Raw genomic sequence first — 17,715 nt, 5'->3', positions numbered from 1 at the left:
TCCGGCTGGTGTGCTTGTTTTCAAGGCCGGACTCCAGACGTGGTGTTGGTGAACGGAGAGGCAGCGACGTGACGGTAGTGACGCGTTTGGTCACTCACGCTGATGTGGATGAGGGCGCGACGACCGATCGAATGATGTCGGTGTCGGCGCGGCTTGAGGCTGTGCTGGAGGACGGCCGCAGCCTGGTGCTGCTGGACGATCGCGGCTGGAGCTTCTCCGGCGCGCCGGGAATGCGGGCGAGGGTCTCGGCCGGGGAGGTCGAGAGCACGGCCCGGGTGGTGGTCGGACCGGACGAGCCGTTCGAGGGCAGGACGCAGAGGCAGATGGCGGACGACCACTGGAGCTGGCTGGCCGAGAGCCTCAGACGGCGGGGTGTGGACGTGGAAGCGCACGAGTTGGAGCGGCTGCCCCATGATGTCGTGCTGAGTGAACGCCTTCGTACATGCCTCACCGGCGAGTGAACCGGGAGCGGCCGCGTGTTTCTCCGCTCCCCTCGGGAGCCACCGGGAACGCCGGTCCTACGTCATGAGGGTTGAGGCGCCCGGGCCGGGTGGGAGGTGGACCGTCATGATCAGGTGGCAGGTCGTGGTGCCCGCGCCCCGGTAGGTGTGCGGGGTGTCGGCGTCGAAGGTGGCGGTCTGCCCGGCCGCCACGGCGTGTTCGGTGCCGTCGACGATCAACGTCATCCGGCCCGAGGTGACGCTGACGGTCTCCACCACCCCGCCCTGGTGCGGGTGACTCGGGTACTCCTCGCCCGGCTCCAGGCGCCAGCGCCAGACCTCGACCGGCGCCGGCCCCGAGGTCGTCAGCATGAGCCGCGCCTCGCCGCCCGCCTCCCCCGTCCACAGCGGGGCGACGGCATCGGCGGCGACAACGCGGACGCGGCCCTCGGCCGGTCCTTCCAGCAGGGCGGAGACCGAGACGCCCAGGGTGTCGGCGAGCCGGACGAGGGTGGCGAAGTTCGGGTTGCCCTGGGCCTTCTCCAGGCCCACCAGGGCGCCTTTGCTCACCTGTGCGCGGCGCCCGAGTTCGTCCAGGGAGAGTCCGGCGCGGGTGCGGGCCGTTCTGACGTTGCGTGCGAGGGTCCGCAGGGCCGCATCGGTCTCGGTCATCGCTCACCCGTTCTCGCCGCGCCCGCCAGTGGTCCACTGGAATGTACCATTCGGTCGTTTGGCTGGACCGGTCGTTCCGTTGTACGGTGCAGTCGTTTCACTGGAGAGAGGGAGGGGTGCCGTGTTCGCGCTGCTGCTGGCCCTGGGCAGTTCGCTGGCCTACGGCTGCGCCGATTTCCTCGGCGGCCTCGGCGCCCGCAGGGCCCATGTGCTGCGCACCGTGATGATCGCCGCTCCCGCCTCCCTCGCCGTCGAACTCCTGCTGTGGCCGGTGCTCGGCGCGTCGTTCAGCGCCGGTGCCCTGGGCTGGGGTGCCGCCTCCGGGCTCGCCTCGGCCGCCGCCTTCACCCTGCTCTACCGCACCCTGGCCATCGGCCCGATGAACGTACTGTCCCCCGTCACCGCGCTGGTCTCCGCCGCGCTGCCGGTGGGCGTGGGCCTGGCGCAGGGCGAACGGCTGGGAACGGCCGGGCTGGTGGGGCTGCCGCTCGCCCTGGTGGCGGTGGTGCTCGTCAGCGCCGGCGCGGGAGCCCGTACGGCACGCGCCTCCCGTACCGCGCTGTTGCTGGCTCTCGGCGCGGGCGCCGCCATCGCACTCCAGCTGATCTTTCTGCACCGCGCGCCCGCCGACAGCGGCGTGGCCCCGCTGATCATCGGCCGCGCCGTCTCCTCCGCCGTCACCCTCACCGCGGCCGGACTGCTGTACCGCAGGCTCGGCCCGGAACGCCCCGCCGTCGCGTTGTCGGCGGCGGCGGGAGCGCTGGACTCGGTCGCGAACCTGTTGTTCCTGCTCGCCGCCCGCAGCGGCGACCTCGCCGTCGTCGCCGTGCTCACCGCTCTCTACCCGGCGGCCACGGTCCTGCTGGCGCGCGGCGTGCTCGCCGAACGCGTCCACCGCGGCCAGCTCGCCGGACTGGGCACCGCCGCCGTCGCCGTCAGCCTGCTCGCCCTCACCCCCTGAGGCGGGCGCCGGTCGCCGGTCCCGCCGCGCGCCCGCACCCGTCATCCCCGACCGAACGGAGCTCCGCCCCATGACCGCCTTCCACCTCTCCCCCGCCGTCGCGGCGGCCTTCCCCGGCACCCTCATCGCCGTGGTCACCGCCACCGGGCTGCGCGGCCGGGAACCCTGGCCCGGCACCACGACCGCCGTCGCGGAACTGGAGCGGCAACTCGCCGACGGCACCTGGCACCCGGCGGATGACACCGACCCGCGCGTCGAGGCGTGGCACACCGCCTACCGCGCCTTCGGCACCAACCCGCGCCGGGTCCGCCCCAGCGTGGACGCGCTCGGCCGCCGCCTGGCCAAGAAGGGCGCGCTGCCGCGCATCAACCCGGCCGTCGACTCCTACAACGCCGTCTCCGTACGGCACGGCCTGCCCGCCGGGGCCTTCGACCTGCACCACGTCAGCGGCGACATCGCCATCCGGTACGCGGAGGGCACCGAGGGCTTCACCCCGCTCGGCGAACCGGACACCACCGAGACCCCCAAGGCGGGCGAGGTCATCTACGCCGACGCGGCCGGGGTCCTCACCCGCCACTGGAACCACCGCGACGCCCACCGCACCCGCGTCACCGAGGACTCCACGCACGTCGCCTTCCTGCTGGAAACGCTGCACGCCGACCGTGACGGCACCCTCGTCGAACAGGCGGCGGTGGAACTGCGCGCACTGCTCGCCCCGCACGCCGACGCCACCGCGACGCACTGGATCAGCCCGGCGGACCCCCGGGCCACCACCGCCTGACCGCCGCTACTCCCCCGCCGGGCCGTCCCCCGCCGCGCTCTGCGGCACCCGCAACCCCTGGAGCAGCCGGTCGAGCGCGGCCTGGGCGGCAGGGAGGTCGGCGGGCCGGGCGGCGGGCGAGGAGAGCCACAGGGCCGCCTCGTTCATGGCACCCGACAGCAGGTGGACGAGCGGCGCGACGGGCTGGGCCGGGATGACCCCGGCCTCGATCAGGGTGGTGAGGGCCTCGCCCAGGTGCCGGGCGGAGGCCGCCGCGTCCATCGCCCGCCACGCGCTCCAGCCGAGTACGGCGGGCCCGTCCACGAGCATGATCCGCCGCACGTCCGGGGCGGTGGACGCGGTCAGGAACTCCCGGCAGCCGGCGGTCAGCTGGTCCCAGGGATCCCCGTACTCGTCGGCCGCCGTCGCCACCCGCTCCCCGACCTCCCGCTGCACCTCTTCCAGGACGACCCGGAAGAGGTCCTCCTTGCCGGAGAAGTGGTGGTAGAGCGCGCCCTTGGTCACCCCGGCGGTCCGCACGATCTCGGCCAGCCCGACACCGGTGTAGCCGAGGGTGGCGAACAGCGTCCGGCTCTCCCGGACCAGCGTCGCCCTGGTCTGTTCCCGCTGCTGGGCCCGGATCCCCTGCTGCGCCATCGCACTCCCCATTTGACGTACCGACGGTATGCGAAATACCTTGTTCGCATACCGATGGTACGCGAAAGGGCCGCACCATGAACCTGACCAGCTTCTATCCCGTGATCGGCACCGCACGGATCGCCGCATCCCGCGACTTCTACACCCGGCTGCTCGGCTTCGAGATCACCTTCGAGGCCGACTGGTACATCAGCCTGCGCCGACCCGGGGCCGCCGCGGTCGACGGGGAACCGGCAGCCCCCGGATACGAACTGGCGCTCCTGGACCACACCCACCCGACGCTGCCCGAGGGCTACCGCGCCCCGGTCCGGGGGCTCCTGCTCAACTTCGAGGTCACGGACGTCGACGCGGAGTGGGAACGGCTCGTCACCCGCGAAGGGCTCACGCCCGCGCTGCCGCTGCGCGACGAGGACTTCGGACAGCGGCACTTCATCGTGCCGGACCCCAACGGGGTCCTGATCGACGTCATCACGCCCATCGCCCCCACGGCGGAGTTCGCGGCGCAGTACGCCTGATCCGGGAGTGGCGACAGGCCCGGTCCGGACCTCGACGGAGTCATGGGCCGGGCCTTTCGCGCCCGGCGCACGCCGCGCACGACGCGTCGTCACGTGCGCCCCGGGGGGACTCCGCACGCTCTACCGGCGCCCAGAAACGGCCTCAATGATGAGCACACCCGTAGATCAATCAGGTGATCCGCACCCCCGGCCACGGGCCGGGCGGACGTGCGGCGGAAGGAGCCCACGGTGTTGCTTCTCATCTCCCCGGACGGCGTCGAGGAAGCCCTCGACTGCGCGAAGGCGGCGGAGCACCTCGACATCGTCGACGTCAAGAAGCCCGACGAGGGCTCGCTCGGCGCCAACTTCCCCTGGGTCATCAGGGAGATCCGCGACGCGGTCCCCGCGCACAAGCCGGTGTCCGCCACGGTGGGCGACGTTCCGTACAAGCCCGGCACGGTGGCGCAGGCCGCCCTCGGCGCGGTCGTCTCCGGCGCCACGTACATCAAGGTCGGCCTCTACGGCTGTACGACGCCCGAGCAGGGCATCGACGTCATGCGCGCCGTCGTCCGGGCGGTCAAGGACCACAACCCGGACGCGCTCGTCGTCGCCTCGGGCTACGCCGACGCCCACCGCATCGGCTGCGTCAACCCGCTCGCCGTACCCGACATCGCCGCCCGCTCCGGCGCCGACGCGGCCATGCTGGACACCGCCATCAAGGACGGGACACGGCTGTTCGACCACGTGCCGGAGGACGTGTGCGCCGAGTTCGTGCGCCTCGCGCACGCCTCCGGGCGGCTCGCCGCCCTCGCGGGCAGTGTCAAGGCGGCCGACCTCGGCCCGCTGACCCGCATCGGCACGGACATCGTGGGCGTACGCGGCGCGGTCTGCGAGGGCGGCGACCGCAACGCCGGACGGATCCAGCCGCACCTGGTGGCCGCCTTCCGGGCCGAGATGGACCGGCACGCCCAGGAGCACGCCGCCACCGCCCCGGCCACTGCCCCGGCGGTGGGCTGACCACCGGCATGACGATCTCCGAGGCCGCCCGCCCCACCGGGAGCCGGGCGGCACCGTTCGCCGTGCTCGACCCGGCCACCGGGGAGCCCTTCGACGAGGCACCCGACCAGCCGCCGGACGAGCTGGACGCCGTCGTCGGCCGGGCCCACCGGGCCTGGTACGGCTGGCGCGCCGACCCCGCCGCCCGTACCGCCGCGCTGCGGGCGGCGGCCGACGCCGTACACACGGCCCGCGAGGACCTCGCCCCGCTGCTCACCCGGGAACAGGGCAAACCCCTGGCCGAGTCGTACGCGGAGGTCGACCGTACGGTGGCCCGCCTGCGGCACTTCGCGGACCTGGCCCCCCGGACCCGGCTCATCAGCGACGACCGGCCCGTGCCCAGCGAGATCCGCTGGCGCTCCCTCGGACCCGTCGCCGCGATCGTGCCGTGGAACTTCCCGCTCCAGCTCGCGGCGGCGAAGTTCGCGCCCGCGCTCGCGGCGGGCAACACCGTGGTCCTCAAACCGTCCCCGTTCACCCCGCTCTCCACCCGGCTGCTCGGCTCCCTGCTGTCCGCCGTGCTCCCCGAGGACGTGCTGACCGTCGTCACCGGCCGCGAACCGCTCGGTGCCCGCCTCGTCGCCCACCCGGGCATCCGGCACGTCACCTTCACCGGCTCGGTGCCCACCGGGCGGGCCGTCGCGGAAGCGGCGGCGGCCTCCCTCGCCCGGGTCACCCTCGAACTGGGCGGGAACGACGCGGCCGTTCTGCTGGACGACGTGCAGGTGGAGCGGATCGCCGACCGGCTGTTCTGGGCCGCGTTCCGCAACTGCGGGCAGGTCTGCATGGCGGTCAAACGCGTCTACGTCCCGGCCCGGCTGCACGCCGAGGTCGTCGAAGCGCTCGCCCAGCGCGCGAGAACCGTCGCCGTCGGGCCGGGACTCGACCCCGGCACCCGGCTGGGGCCGGTCAACAACGCCCCCCAACTGGCCCGGGTGGAGGCGGTCGTGCGGCACGCCCTGGCGGTCGGTGCCCGCGCGGCGGCCGGCGGCCACCGGCTGGAACGGCCGGGCTACTTCTTCGCCCCCACGATCCTCACCGATGTCCCCGCCAGCAGCCCGGTGGTGACGGAAGAACAGTTCGGTCCTGTCCTGCCGGTGCTGCCGTACCGGACCCTGGACGAGGCCATCGACGCCGCCAACGGCACCGGCTTCGGCCTGGGCGGCTCCGTGTGGGGCACCGACCCGGAGCGGGCCGAGGCGGTCGCCGAACGGCTCGAATGCGGCACGGCCTGGATCAACCACCACGCCGAACTCTCCCTCGCCCAACCCTTCGCCGGCATCAAGAACAGCGGCGTCGGCGTCGCGGGCGGCGCGTGGGGGCTGTACGGGAACCTGCGGCCGTTCGTCGTCCACCGCGCGCCGGAGGCGGGGCGGTGAGGTTCCGGGCAGCCGTACTGCGCGCGAACGAGGGCCCGTTCACGGTCGAGGAGGTGGCGCTGGGCGCGGAGCCCGCCGCCGGCGAGATCCTGGTGGAGATCGCGGGCGCCGGAATGTGCCGGACCGACCTCGCGGTCCGGCGGTCGGCCGGCCGCAGCCCCCTGCCCGCCGTACTGGGCCACGAAGGCGCGGGCGTCGTGGTGCGGACCGGCGGGGGTCCGGACAACGGGATCGGCGTCGGCGACCACGTCGTGCTCAGCTTCGACTCGTGCGGCCACTGCCCCAACTGCCGGGGCGCGGCCCCCGCCTACTGCGAGTCCTTCGCCTCCCTCAACCTCTTCGGCGGGCGGAAGGAGGAGCTGCCCCGGCTGACCGACGCGGCCGGGGGAGCCCTGGCCCCCCGGTGGTTCGGCCAGTCCTCCTTCGCCGAGTACGCGCTGGTCCCGGCCCGCAACGCCGTCCGGGTCGACCCCGCGCTGCCGCTCGAACTGCTCGGACCGCTCGGCTGCGGCTTCCTCACCGGCGCCGGAGCCGTACTGAACACCTTCCGCGCAGGACCCGGCGACACCCTCACCGTGATCGGCGCGGGAGCGGTCGGCCTGGCCGCGGTGATGGCGGCCACCGCCGCGGGCGTACGGACCGTGGCCATCGACCGGCACCCCGGGCGGCTGGCCCTGGCCGAACGGTTCGGCGCGGTCCCGCTGCCCGCCACCACGTCCGGACTACCCGAACGAATCCGGCGACTGACCGACGGCGGCACCCGCTACGCGCTGGACACCACGGCCTCGCCGCCGCTCATCAACGACGCGCTGCGGGCGCTGCGCCCCACCGGCGTCCTCGGCCTGGTGGCACGGCTGCACACCCCGCTCGCGCTCGAACCGGGGACGCTGGACCGGGGCCGTTCCATCCGCCACATCTGCGAGGGCGACGCCGTCCCCGGACTGCTGATCCCGCTGCTGACCGGACTGTGGCGGGACGGGCGCTTCCCCTTCGACGCGCTGATCCGCACGTACCCGCTGGCCGCCGTCAACGAGGCCGAACGGGACTGCGAGGCGGGCCGCGTCGTCAAACCCGTCCTGCTCCCGGAGAGAGCACGCCATTGAGCGGGGCCGGCGGGCGGCGCCGGCCTACCGCTGCCGGCCACCGGCACCCTCGCCACTCCCCTTCACTGACTCCCCGATACCGCATGTCCCCTTTCCCGCTCCCGTTCTTGGAGGAACGATGTCCGACACGGCGACACAGCACACCGATGTGGAAGGCGTGGACGGAGGCGTCGGTCTCACCGCGCTCCTGGTCGCCGCCGCACGGGCGATCGAGACCCACCGCCACGACAGCCTGGCCCAAGACAGCTACGCGGAACACTTCGTGCGCGCCGCCCCGGGGTGCGCGCAGTGGCCGGTACGCATCGAGCAGGCCACGGACGGGGACGCCAACCCGCTGTGGGGACGGTTCGCCCGCTACTTCGGCCTGCGGACCAGAGTCCTGGATGACTTCCTCCTCACGTCCGTCGGCACGGGCGCCACTCAAGTGGTCCTGCTGGGAGCCGGGTTGGACACCCGCGCCTACCGGTTGACGTGGCCCTCCGACTGCGTCGTCTTTGAGATCGACCGGGCGGGCGTCCTGGCGTTCAAGCACCAGGTGCTCGCGGACCTGGTGGCCACCCCCAAGGTGAAGCGCGTCCCCGTACCGGTCGACCTGCGCGACGACTGGGTCACGGCGCTGACCGGCGCCGGCTTCGACCCGGCCGCACCGAGCGTGTGGCTCGCCGAAGGGCTCCTCTTCTATCTGCCGAGCGCCGCCGAGACGTACCTGATCGACACGGTGGACCAGCTCACCACCGGGGGCAGCGCGCTGGCCTTCGAGGCCAAGGTGGAGAAGCACCTGATGCAGTACCGCGACAGCGCCACCTACACGGCGACGCGGGAACAGATCGGCATCGACCTGCTCCAGCTCTTCAACAAGGACCCACGGCCCGACTCCACCGGCGACCTGCGCGCCAAGGGCTGGTCGGCCCGGATGCACACCCCGTTCGAGTTCACCCACCAGCACGGACGCGGCCCCCTCCCGGAGGCGAACGACGCGCTGGAGGGCAACCGCTGGGTGTTCGCACACAAGCCCCGGCCATGACGCGGGCGGGGCCGGGCCCGGGGAGGCGGCGGGCGGCGCACGCCCGCCGTCGGCGGGAGACGTGACCGCTGATCCGGACCCGCCCGTCGTACTGGAGTGACGGGCACCGCCCGGTGGACAGCATGTCGATGCCGATGCGCGCCGGGCGGGCGGAACGCGACGCCCGGGGTACGTAGGCACGGGGCACCGCCCCTCCCTTGCCCGGCTATTCTCTGCCGGCCGTCTCCGCCGGGGCGTCACCGGGGAGCGGCATCGTGGTGGACCGGCTCACGGACTCGCCCAGTGCCCGACACCCGTTCGCGGAGCGCGGTCACACAGTCCTGGCAGCCGAAGAGGTGCGCGGACCGCCCGGCCACCCGCGCCGAACCGATCCAGTGCACGGCCACCCCCGTGTGCCCGCACAGCGCGCACTCCCCCGTCCGGTACCAGCCGTCGCCCTGCACCGTGGTGATCTCCACCCCGATGGTGGCGGCCTGCCGTTCGGTGCGCCACGGCCGGGTCAGGATCTCGGTGAACTGCCGGTGCCCCGGGTTGCGGGCCGCGTGGTCGAGCTGCCAGTCCTGTACGCGCCCGAACTCGACGCTCGCCTCCGACTTCTTGCGGCACAGATCGCACCGCATCCGGTGCGACATCGGCGCGGCGTCGGCCCGGCGGTCACGCCGGCTGAACCACATGCCCACGGCCCTCTTCCTCCTTCAGGTCGAACTCGGCCCACACGGTCTTGCCGATCACCAGCGGGGTCACACCCCACCGGGCGGCCAATGCGGCGATCAGCAACAGCCCACGTCCGCAGGTCGGTTCCCCCACGACGGGCCGCTGCACGGGCAGCCGCTCCCCCAGCGCGTCGGTGACCTCCACCCGCAACACGGCGGGCAACAGCATCAGATGCACCCGGAACATCCGCCCGGGAACGCAGGCGTGCAGCAGCGCGTTGCTGGCCATCTCGCAGACCACCAGCGCGGCATCCCCGGCCAGCCCGGGGACACCCCCACTCCCCCACGAGCCGCGCGGCCCGCCGCCGGGCGAGCCGGACACTGCCGGGGACAGGGGTGTAGTCGAGGCGGTCCTGACGGAGCACCAGGGAGGGATCGGGAGTCGGGGGTGAGGCGGCAGCAGCGGCAGTCATGGACGGTCACCTTCCACGAGAGTGAGCGGTCAATGACTGACGGTAGGTCCGCCACCGTCAGGAGTGCAATCGGACTCAGGAATAATTTCCTGAACGAGTGAATGTGGTCGACCCATAGCCACGGAAAGAGGTATGACTGTCACCGTGAGTCCACGCGTGAAGTCAAGCGGCCAGACGTCAACTGTCCTGGGCCGGAAGCTTGGTGCGGAGTTGCTGCGTCTGCGCGATGCCGCCGGCCGAAAACAGCAGGAGGCGTCGGACGTCCTGAGTGCGACGCCGAGCAAGGTCGTCAAGATGGAACGCGGCTGGGTGCCCGTCCGCGATCCTGACATCAAAGCCCTGTACGAGTTCTACGGCGGCAACGACCCCGGCGCGCTCGAAGCGCTGCTACGACTGGCCCGTCTGGACCGCGAACGCCGCAAGGCAAAGGGTTGGTGGGGATTCGTCTCGGAGAGCAGTCCACTCTCCCAGTACATCGCCATGGAGGACGCGGCCACGAACATCCGATCCTGGGAACTGTCCTTCGTCCCCGGTCTGTTCCAGACAGCCGAGTACACCCGCGCCCTCGTCGTGGGTCACGGGGAGTGGGAGGACCCGGAGGAAGTCGAACCGATCGTGGAGGTCCGGCAGAAGCGGCAGCAGAGGATCCACGGCGAACGGCCCGTGGAGTTGTACGCGGTGGTGTGGGAAGCCGCCTTGCGACAACTCGTCGGAGGGTCGGAGGTCATGCGCCGCCAGCTGACCCATGTTCTGGAGGTTGCCGAACTTCCCCACGTCCGCTTGCAGGTCCTCCCCTTCCGGGCGGGCTCCCACCCGTGTGCCACCGGCCCGTACCAGATCCTCTCCTTCGCGGAGTCCGAGGCCATCGATGTGATCTACACGGACACCATCAGTGCCGCCCTCTGGGTAGAAAATGAGGAAGAGAGCGCCAAGTATCGGAGGTACTTCGAGCACACCTCCAGGCTGAGCCTGTCCCAGCACGACTCGCTCCGACTCATCAATGACATCCGCCAGGGGATCTAGGGCATGACGACGTACACGTTCCGCAAGTCCAGCTACAGCAACGGCAACGAGCACGGCGCCTGTGTCGAAGTTGCCACCAATGTCCCGGACGTTGTGGCGATACGCGACTCCAAGCAACCCACCGGCCCCAGCCTCCGCCTCACACCGGCGGCCTGGAGCGCTTTCCTCACCTCCAGCCTGGAGCCCAGCCCGTAACAGACGAGGAAGCCGCACCATGACGAAGTACGCCTTCCACAAGTCCAGCTACAGCACAACGAACGGGGAGTGCGTCGAAGTCGCGACGAACATACGGACCACCGTGGTCATACGCGACTCCAAGAACCCCACGGGCCCCAACCTGTACCTCACCCCCACCGCCTGGGCCCGCTTCCTCGCCGGGCTCAGCTGATCCGGCCGCCTTCCGTGACCAGCCACTCGCCGGTCTCCCAGACGTTCGGCCCCTCCTCGATCCGGTAGCTGAGGTCGAAACGGATGGCCAGACCCGGCCACGGGGGGCGGACCGGGACGGTGCGGAAGATGTCTCCCAGGCCCGGGAGGGTGAGCCCTTCGGGCTCCGGGAACATCCGCTCCAACTCCGCACGGGTCAGGTCGGTCCACAGCGCGAACTGCACCTGCGACTGGCTGAGCCACCGGTCGTGGACCAGCTCGAACCGGGGTTCGCGGCCGATCACGAAGTCGCTGATCCCGGCGGCGAACTCGGCCTCCGTCGAGGGAAGGACGAACGGCCACTCCTCCCCCTCCGGGTAGCGGTACATCGTGGACGCCGACGCGAGCGCGGCCACCAGTTCGTCCCACCCCACGGAGGCGGCGCCGGTCGCGGGAACGCTCACCCCCAGGTGGTCCACCCGCCGGATGTGTCCGGTGAGGCGGCGGGTCAGCTCGTCCATCCCGATCCGGGGCACAGCCGCGCGGGGGTCGGGGGTCTCCCCCACCCACACATCGACACAGTGCCCGGTGTCGAAGGCGATCCGGGGGGTGGGGACATCGGCCAGCGCGACCACGGTCACCGGCAGAGACCCGGCGGGCCGGGGCGGAGTGAGGGTCAGGCGGTGGTCCGCCGCGCCCGCCGCCGTATCGGCGTACGTCACCTCGGCCAGCAGTGAGCGCAACGCGTGAAGGAAGTCGTGTGCGTCCGGCGTAGCAGGCGCCAGCAAGGTGATCTCGGACAGGCGTTCCATGCGTCGGACCGTAGCGGATTCCGGACCGCTCGCGAACGGCGCCGAGGACCCTTGGCCCGCCCTTCCCCGGGGCGACCATCCGCCCTGGCAATAATCCCTGGAGGCGTCACCGACCCGCCCCTAGGATGACCCGATGGCGTCGATCAAGCAGATCCAGATCACCTTCGACTGCGCGGACCCCGTGCGGGTCGCCCGTTTCTGGTGCGAGGTGCTCGGATACGTTCCGCCCGCGCCTCCGGAGGGGTACGACACGTGGGAGGACTTCGACCTCACGCTGCCGCCCGAGGAGCGCGGCGCGTGGTTCGCCGCCTCCGACCCCACGGGGGTGGGGCCGCGCCTGTTCTTCCAGCGCGTTCCGGAGAGCAAGGTCGTGAAGAACCGGGTGCACGTCGATGTGCGGGCCGGCGCGGGGCTTGTCGGTGAGGAGCGCGTGGCCACGCTGGAGGCCGAAGGCGCTCGCCTGGTCGCGCTCGGCGCCACCCGCGTTCACCTGCTGCCCGCCGATGACGAGAACGAGTCGTGCCTGGTGATGCAGGACGTCGAGGGCAACGAGTTCTGCCTCGACTGAGCGGTCCCGCGTACGAGACGGCGCCCTGCGCGCCCTAGTTCCGTACATCGCGGTCGGACGCGGCAGCTCATCAGTCTCACGGAAGAGGGCTCGGGCGAGGATGCAGACATCGGAGATCACCCGCGCGGTGGCCACGGCCACGTCGATCGCCGCCTCGCTCGGCCTGGCGGCCGACGACGCGATCGTGCTGCACGACTCGAACAAGCTCACCCTGCGCCTGCTGCCGTGTGACGTACTGGCCCGGGTGGCGCCGGACGCGCAGCAGCTCGCCCGGTTCGAGATCGATCTCGCTCAGCGGCTCGCCGCCGCCGACTGCCCCGTGGCCACCCTGGACCCCCGCGTGGAACCGCGCGCCTACGAGCGCGACGGCTTCGTGGTCACGTTCTGGACCTACTACGAACCCGTCGGCACCCAGGAGCCTTCCCCGGCCGACTACGCCGACGCGCTCCAGCGGCTGCACACCGGCATGCGCCCGCTCGACGTCCCGGCGCCGCACTTCACCGAGCGGGTCGCGTACGCCCTCGGGCTCCTGGCGGACCGCGAGCGCACGCCCGCGCTCACCGACGCGGACCGGGACCTGCTCGTCGGCACGCTGCGCAGCCTGCCGCGCGTGATCGGCGAGCGGGGCGGCGCCGAGCAACTGCTGCACGGCGAGCCGCACCCGGGCAATCTGCTCGGCACCGAGCGGGGGTTGCTGTTCATCGACTGGGAGACGTGCTGCCGCGGGCCCGTCGAGTTCGACCTCACCCACGCCCCCGACGAGGTCGGCGCGCACTATCCGGGTGCCGACCCGGAGTTGCTGCGCGCCTGCCGGATCCTCGTGCTGGCGATCATCACCACCTGGCGCTGGGACCGGGACGACCAACTCCCCGACGGGCGGCGCCTGGGCGGAGAGTGGCTCGGTCAGTTGCGGGCCGCTCTGGACAGCAGCGGCTTCGACATCGACCGCTGACCGCCGGCCTCCCGGATCGTGGATCGCGGCCGGGCGCGACCACGGTCCTCGCGAAGCCTGTGCGGGCACCCCGGGCACGTCCGGGAGGGCGTCCGGTTCCGGCCGGCAGGGCGACGCTCCATGACCGGGCCTACGGGGCCACGTCGACGGACAGATGCGCCGAGAGCGACCGCAGGAAGTCCCGGGCGTCGAAGACCGCCCCCGCCGAGGCCACTCCGGTCGCGCGGGTCTGCCCGGTGAGGATCCGGTGGACCGCCTCCACCGCGAGCGGGGCGGTGAAGGCGTAGATGTCCCGGCCGCTCGCCGAGGCGCGGCGTTCCTCGCCGCCGCGCCGCACGCGGACATCTACCAGAAAGGTCTGGGCGGAGCGACCCCGTTCGTCCGTGGGTTCGGGTGCGGGTGTCGCGGGGGACGCCAGGTCGTTGGCGGCCTCGGTCGCCATGTAGACGTGCACGTCGGGGATGGGCAGGTGGCTGGGGATGGTGACGGCGTCGGCCATGGTGAAGTCCCCGATCACGCTCCGCTCCCCCATGGGCTCGGGGAAGGACCAGGTCAGAATGGGCGACGCCTCGTCGTGGTACGAGAGCTCGCCGTCGCGGTAGCGGACGTGGCGGCCGGCGCGGCGGGCGTGGGAGACCTGGCCCGCCGCGCGGGTTCCCGCCGTGGGGTGCCAGCTGCTCAGCCCGTACGCGACGTGCGCCTCGTCGGCCGTCTTCCAGTCGCCCATGGCGGCGGTGGCGAGGAGATCGCCGAGGCCGCCGTAGAAGGCCATGGCCGGGACGATCACCGTTCCGGCGCTGCGGGCGCGGTCCGCGAAGTGGGTGAACGTGTCGTGGTTGGCCTCGATCTCGGCCGCCACGTCCCCGTACGGGATGCCGGCGCGCAGGGCCGCCTCGATCAGCGGGGCGGCGGTGGTGGCGAAGGGGCCGGCGCAGTTGATGACGGCGTCCGCGCCGGACAGCGCGCGGTCCAGGGCGGCCGGGTCGTCGACGGACGCCGGGCGGATTTCCAGGCCGGAGGACCCGGCCGACGCCGCCAGCTTCGCCGCGTCCCGGCCGGAGAGCACCGGGGTGAACCCCCGCTCCAGCAGTTCCGCCACCACGAAGCGGCCGGTGTGACCGTACGCGCCGAACACGGTCACCTGCGGGTTCGTCGTCTGTGCACTCATGGGGAACAGCCTGGCGTCCGGCAGGCGCCCGGCGTGAGTGTCCGGAACGACACGACCCATACACTTCCGGACATGAGCACTGTCGCGCTGGCCGTCACCGACGGGATGCTGCACTTCGAACTGTCCCTGGCGTACGAGGTGTTCAGCGATCCCGCGTACGAGGTCACCGTCTGCGGGCCACGGGCCGTGCGCGTGGACCGGTTCCTGCTGGAGCCGGACCACGGCCTTGACCACCTCCCGGCGGCCGGCCTGGTGATCGTGCCCGGCTGGGCCGATGTGGACGTGGAGCCGCCCGCCGAACTGGTCGACGCGGTACGCGCGGCGCACCGGGCGGGCGCGCGGGTGGCGTCCCTGTGCACGGGGGCGTTCGTCCTGGCCGCGGCCGGGCTGCTGGAGGGCAAGCGCGCCACGACGCACTGGGCGCACACCGAGGCCTTGGCCGCGCGTCATCCGAGGATCGAGGTCGACCCGGACGTGCTCTACGTGGACAACGGCAGCGTGCTCACCTCGGCGGGCAAGGCCGCCGCGCTGGACCTGTGTCTGCATCTGGTGCGCCTGGACCACGGTTCGGCGGTGGCCAACTCCATCGCCCGGCGGATGGTCGTTCCGCCGCACCGGGCGGGCGGTCAGGCGCAGTTCGTCAGTACGCCGGTACCGGAGCGGGAGGACCATCCGCTGGCCGACGTGCTGCCCTGGGCGATGGAACGGCTGGACCAGCCGCTCACGGTGGAGGACCTGGCCCGCCGCGCGAACCTCAGCTCGCGCCAGCTGGGCCGCCACTTCAGGACGGTGACCGGCACCACCCCGCTGCAATGGCTGCTCAACCAGCGGATCCGGCGCGCCCAGGAACTGCTGGAGGCGACCGGCGACAGCGTCGACGCGATCGCGGCGGCCACCGGGATGGGCACCGCCACGACGCTGCGCCGGCACTTCCGCCGCGCGCTGGGGGTCCCCCCGGACAGTTACCGGCGCACCTTCCGGGGCAGCCGGGTGCCGTCGCCCCGGGACGAGAGGGTTCGGCGGGGCGACCGCTAGAGGCCGGTGTCGCGCGGGGCCGGTGGCGGCGGTCGGGCACCGGGCCCCGGCCGCCCGCCCGCCGGGAGCGCTCCCCGACGGCCCCCCGGTGGGCGCGCCCGCTGACGGGCGCTCACCCGCCGGTAAGGTGAACACCATGCTGTGACGCCGCTCCCGCTGCCGGGGGCCTCCGCCGACTCCTTCGCCACGTGTCACCGAAACGAACTCGCGAAGGAGCCACACCACATGAACCCATCGTTCCGCCCGCACGTCCCCGACACCTTCCGGGCGGCGCACCATCGGCATGCCGCCTGGGTGGACGGACTGCCGGGGGTGATCGAGCGTCTGCTGGAACTCTGGTCGCTGCGCCCCGACGGCGACCCCGGCCACGGCATGGCCGGGATCGTGCTGCCCGTGCGGCGGCGCGCCGACGGGCTGCCCGCCGTGCTGAAGGTCCAGCGGAAGACCGAGGACGGCGCAGGTGTCGTCCCCGGGCTGCGCGCCTGGGACGGACACGGCATCGTGCGGCTGCTGGCGCACGACACCGACGCGGACACGGACACGCTGCTGCTGGAACGGCTGGACGCCGCCCGGCCGCTGTCCACGCTCGCCGCCGAGGACGACACCGCCGCCACGCACGTACTGGGCACCCTGCTGGCGCGGCTCGTCGCCCTGCCGGCACCGGACGGGATGCGGCGGCTCGGCGACATCGCGGCGGCGATGGTGGCGGAGACACCCGACGCCGTACGGTCCCTCGCCGACCCGGACGAGCGGCGTCTGGTCCGGATCTGCGCGGACGCCGTCGCCGAGCTGACGGACGAGGCCGGGGACCGGCTGCTGCACTGGGACCTGCACTACGCGAACGTGCTGGCGGGCGGACGCGAACCCTGGCTGGCCATCGACCCCGAACCACTGGCCGGTGACCCGGGGTTCGATCTGTGGCCCGCCCTGGATTCGGCCTGGGAGACCGTGGTGGTGCCGAGCGGGAACGTACGGCGGACGGTGCTGCGCCGCTTCGACCAGCTGACCGAGGCGCTGGACCTGGACCGCCGGCGGGCGGCCGGCTGGACGCTCGGCCGGGTGCTCCAGAACGCCCTGTGGGACATCGAGGACGGCAGGGCCGCGCTGGAACCGGCGCAGGTGGCACTCGCCGAGGCCCTGCTGGCGGACCGGATGCGGTAGCGGGCGTCAGCCGGCCGGCCAGTGGGCGGGGCGGGTGAGGGTGGCGGGGACGCGGGTGGCCGCGTCCCCCCGCGCGGCGTTGAGCTGTGCCTGGGTGAGGAAGAACGCCCCGGTCAGATCGGCGCCGTGCAGGCGGGTGTCGCGCAGGTCGGCGCCGATCAGGTCGGCCCGGGTGAGGTCGGCCGAGCGCAGATCGGCGGCGATGAGGAGCGTGCCGCGCAGGTTCGCGCCGCGCAGGTCGGCGCCCTTGAGCTGCGCGCCGATGAGGTCGGCGCCCCGGTGGTCACGGGAGCGGTCGCCGGTGCAGCCCCGGCCCCGGTCCCGTTCACGGCCCCGGTTCCGGTTCCGCTCACGCCCGCGCTCAGCGCCCCGCTCCCGGGCCCGGCCGCCGGCCTCGGCCCGTACCAGTTCGCTGGTGCGCAGCAGCAGCGCGTTGACGTCGGCGCGGTGGGCCGCGAGGTCCAGGGCGCGCAGTTCCTCCGGGGTGCCGGCCGCGAGCCGGTCGGTGGCGGCCACGGCGCGGCGCAGCTCGGCGTACAGCGGCTCGGCGGGCGGCAGGGTGAGGGCCTCGGCGAGGTACCACAGCAGTTCGTGCAGGTGCCGCACGACGGGGAAGGCGGCGAACATGGCGCGCGCGGTGTCCGCGTCACCGCGCCAGTCGCGGCCGGCGAAGGTGCGCTGCGAGACGCGCTGCCCGGCGCCGAAGCAGTCGTAGACGGTGCAGCCGGTGAACCCGGCCGGACGCAGTCCGTCGTGGATGCCGCAGCGGAAGTCCTGGCGCAGGTTGGCGCAGGGGCGACCGGCCGGCTTGTCGGTGGCGAAGTCGGCGGAGGCGGCGAAGGGCAGGGCCACGCAGCACAGGGCGAAGCAGTCGGCGCAGTCGGCCGTGAGCAGCGGAAGGGGGGTGGTACCGGGCACCGGGGCAGTGTGCCAGGGCCGATAAGGGGGGGCCACCGGA

The 17,715-nt window shown here is 72.9% G+C and carries 22 protein-coding genes; 15 read left to right on the top strand and 7 right to left on the bottom strand.

The genetic code is table 11. The features are described from left to right. The first annotated feature begins 140 nt into the window (after nucleotides 1-140). Nucleotides 141-461 carry a hypothetical protein gene (locus ACTFAP_RS21880; RefSeq protein WP_500467199.1) on the top strand — a complete coding sequence of 107 codons (321 nt, stop codon included), beginning with the start codon at nucleotides 141-143 and terminating at the stop codon, nucleotides 459-461. Between the two features lie 57 nt (nucleotides 462-518). Here the strand turns inward: ACTFAP_RS21880 and ACTFAP_RS21875 are convergent, their stop codons facing one another. Beyond that, nucleotides 519-1,112 carry a helix-turn-helix domain-containing protein gene (locus tag ACTFAP_RS21875; protein WP_500467198.1) on the bottom strand — a complete coding sequence of 198 codons (594 nt, stop codon included), beginning with the start codon at nucleotides 1,110-1,112 and terminating at the stop codon, nucleotides 519-521. 121 nt (nucleotides 1,113-1,233) lie between these two features. Here ACTFAP_RS21875 and ACTFAP_RS21870 point away from each other — a divergent pair, with 121 nt between their 5' ends. Further along, a complete protein-coding gene (locus ACTFAP_RS21870) occupies nucleotides 1,234-2,073 on the top strand; it encodes an EamA family transporter (protein ID WP_495682022.1) in 840 nt (279 codons plus the stop codon). Nucleotides 2,074-2,143: 70 nt separating this feature from the next. Next, nucleotides 2,144-2,854 (top strand): B3/B4 domain-containing protein, encoded by a 711-nt coding sequence (locus tag ACTFAP_RS21865; RefSeq protein ID WP_500467197.1) that lies wholly within the window; start codon nucleotides 2,144-2,146, stop codon nucleotides 2,852-2,854. Nucleotides 2,855-2,860: 6 nt separating this feature from the next. Here the strand turns inward: ACTFAP_RS21865 and ACTFAP_RS21860 are convergent, their stop codons facing one another. Further along, the gene (locus tag ACTFAP_RS21860; protein WP_500467196.1) at nucleotides 2,861-3,490 is read right to left on the bottom strand and encodes a TetR/AcrR family transcriptional regulator; all 630 of its coding nucleotides are present in this window, start codon (nucleotides 3,488-3,490) and stop codon (nucleotides 2,861-2,863) included. Between the two features lie 77 nt (nucleotides 3,491-3,567). Between ACTFAP_RS21860 and ACTFAP_RS21855 the strand changes: the two genes are divergently transcribed. From ACTFAP_RS21855 to ACTFAP_RS21835, 5 genes are all read left to right on the top strand, one after another. After that, nucleotides 3,568-4,005 carry a VOC family protein gene (locus ACTFAP_RS21855; RefSeq protein WP_500467195.1) on the top strand — a complete coding sequence of 146 codons (438 nt, stop codon included), beginning with the start codon at nucleotides 3,568-3,570 and terminating at the stop codon, nucleotides 4,003-4,005. A gap of 228 nt (nucleotides 4,006-4,233) precedes the next feature. Then, on the top strand, nucleotides 4,234-5,001 hold the full coding sequence (locus ACTFAP_RS21850) for a (5-formylfuran-3-yl)methyl phosphate synthase (RefSeq protein WP_500467194.1): 768 nt from the start codon (nucleotides 4,234-4,236) through the stop codon (nucleotides 4,999-5,001). A gap of 8 nt (nucleotides 5,002-5,009) precedes the next feature. Next, a complete protein-coding gene (locus ACTFAP_RS21845) occupies nucleotides 5,010-6,419 on the top strand; it encodes an aldehyde dehydrogenase family protein (RefSeq protein WP_500467193.1) in 1,410 nt (469 codons plus the stop codon). After that, nucleotides 6,416-7,522 (top strand): NAD(P)-dependent alcohol dehydrogenase, encoded by a 1,107-nt coding sequence (locus ACTFAP_RS21840; RefSeq protein ID WP_500467192.1) that lies wholly within the window; start codon nucleotides 6,416-6,418, stop codon nucleotides 7,520-7,522. The genes ACTFAP_RS21845 and ACTFAP_RS21840 overlap by 4 nt, the downstream gene beginning before the upstream one ends. A gap of 118 nt (nucleotides 7,523-7,640) precedes the next feature. After that, nucleotides 7,641-8,546 carry a class I SAM-dependent methyltransferase gene (locus ACTFAP_RS21835; RefSeq protein ID WP_500467191.1) on the top strand — a complete coding sequence of 302 codons (906 nt, stop codon included), beginning with the start codon at nucleotides 7,641-7,643 and terminating at the stop codon, nucleotides 8,544-8,546. A 236-nt stretch (nucleotides 8,547-8,782) separates the two neighbouring features. Here ACTFAP_RS21835 and ACTFAP_RS21830 read toward each other — a convergent pair whose 3' ends face one another. Then, a complete protein-coding gene (locus ACTFAP_RS21830; RefSeq protein ID WP_500469537.1) occupies nucleotides 8,783-9,220 on the bottom strand; it encodes a DUF7848 domain-containing protein in 438 nt (145 codons plus the stop codon). Further along, nucleotides 9,201-9,488 carry an ATP-binding protein gene (locus tag ACTFAP_RS21825; protein ID WP_500467190.1) on the bottom strand — a complete coding sequence of 96 codons (288 nt, stop codon included), beginning with the start codon at nucleotides 9,486-9,488 and terminating at the stop codon, nucleotides 9,201-9,203. The genes ACTFAP_RS21830 and ACTFAP_RS21825 overlap by 20 nt, the downstream gene beginning before the upstream one ends. A 328-nt stretch (nucleotides 9,489-9,816) precedes the next feature. Here ACTFAP_RS21825 and ACTFAP_RS21820 point away from each other — a divergent pair, with 328 nt between their 5' ends. The 3 genes from ACTFAP_RS21820 to ACTFAP_RS21810 are packed head-to-tail and all read left to right on the top strand — an operon-like array spanning nucleotide 9,817 to nucleotide 11,083. Further along, the gene (locus tag ACTFAP_RS21820; protein ID WP_390123424.1) at nucleotides 9,817-10,695 is read left to right on the top strand and encodes a helix-turn-helix domain-containing protein; all 879 of its coding nucleotides are present in this window, start codon (nucleotides 9,817-9,819) and stop codon (nucleotides 10,693-10,695) included. 3 nt (nucleotides 10,696-10,698) lie between these two features. Continuing rightward, nucleotides 10,699-10,890, top strand: a complete 192-nt coding sequence (locus tag ACTFAP_RS21815) for a DUF397 domain-containing protein (RefSeq protein ID WP_500467189.1) — start codon at nucleotides 10,699-10,701, stop codon at nucleotides 10,888-10,890. Nucleotides 10,891-10,909: 19 nt separating this feature from the next. Then, nucleotides 10,910-11,083 carry a DUF397 domain-containing protein gene (locus ACTFAP_RS21810; RefSeq protein WP_500467188.1) on the top strand — a complete coding sequence of 58 codons (174 nt, stop codon included), beginning with the start codon at nucleotides 10,910-10,912 and terminating at the stop codon, nucleotides 11,081-11,083. On the opposite strand, the gene ACTFAP_RS21805 is transcribed toward ACTFAP_RS21810, so the two are convergent. Further along, nucleotides 11,076-11,873 carry a hypothetical protein gene (locus tag ACTFAP_RS21805; RefSeq protein WP_500467187.1) on the bottom strand — a complete coding sequence of 266 codons (798 nt, stop codon included), beginning with the start codon at nucleotides 11,871-11,873 and terminating at the stop codon, nucleotides 11,076-11,078. The two genes, ACTFAP_RS21810 and ACTFAP_RS21805, sit on opposite strands and share 8 nt — an antisense overlap. Before the next feature lie 133 nt (nucleotides 11,874-12,006). Between ACTFAP_RS21805 and ACTFAP_RS21800 the strand changes: the two genes are divergently transcribed. Together ACTFAP_RS21800 and ACTFAP_RS21795 are read left to right on the top strand one after the other, a co-directional pair. Beyond that, the gene (locus ACTFAP_RS21800) at nucleotides 12,007-12,441 is read left to right on the top strand and encodes a VOC family protein (protein ID WP_500467186.1); all 435 of its coding nucleotides are present in this window, start codon (nucleotides 12,007-12,009) and stop codon (nucleotides 12,439-12,441) included. Between the two features lie 100 nt (nucleotides 12,442-12,541). Continuing rightward, nucleotides 12,542-13,393, top strand: coding sequence for a phosphotransferase (locus ACTFAP_RS21795; RefSeq protein WP_500467185.1), 852 nt, complete (start codon nucleotides 12,542-12,544; stop codon nucleotides 13,391-13,393). A gap of 130 nt (nucleotides 13,394-13,523) precedes the next feature. Here the strand turns inward: ACTFAP_RS21795 and ACTFAP_RS21790 are convergent, their stop codons facing one another. Beyond that, a complete protein-coding gene (locus tag ACTFAP_RS21790; protein WP_500467184.1) occupies nucleotides 13,524-14,561 on the bottom strand; it encodes a saccharopine dehydrogenase family protein in 1,038 nt (345 codons plus the stop codon). Nucleotides 14,562-14,633: 72 nt separating this feature from the next. On the opposite strand from ACTFAP_RS21790, the gene ACTFAP_RS21785 reads away from it, so the two are divergent. Together ACTFAP_RS21785 and ACTFAP_RS21780 are read left to right on the top strand one after the other, a co-directional pair. Next, a complete protein-coding gene (locus ACTFAP_RS21785; protein WP_500467183.1) occupies nucleotides 14,634-15,596 on the top strand; it encodes a helix-turn-helix domain-containing protein in 963 nt (320 codons plus the stop codon). 225 nt (nucleotides 15,597-15,821) lie between these two features. Continuing rightward, on the top strand, nucleotides 15,822-16,757 hold the full coding sequence (locus ACTFAP_RS21780) for an aminoglycoside phosphotransferase family protein (RefSeq protein WP_500467182.1): 936 nt from the start codon (nucleotides 15,822-15,824) through the stop codon (nucleotides 16,755-16,757). A 6-nt stretch (nucleotides 16,758-16,763) separates the two neighbouring features. Here the strand turns inward: ACTFAP_RS21780 and ACTFAP_RS21775 are convergent, their stop codons facing one another. After that, nucleotides 16,764-17,675 (bottom strand): pentapeptide repeat-containing protein, encoded by a 912-nt coding sequence (locus ACTFAP_RS21775; protein ID WP_500467181.1) that lies wholly within the window; start codon nucleotides 17,673-17,675, stop codon nucleotides 16,764-16,766. Between the last annotated feature and the right edge of the window lie 40 nt (nucleotides 17,676-17,715).

Source organism: Streptomyces sp. PH9007 (genome assembly GCF_059813725.1).
Note: the sequence above shows the minus strand (reverse complement) of the source record. Positions and strands in the feature narration are given on the sequence as shown.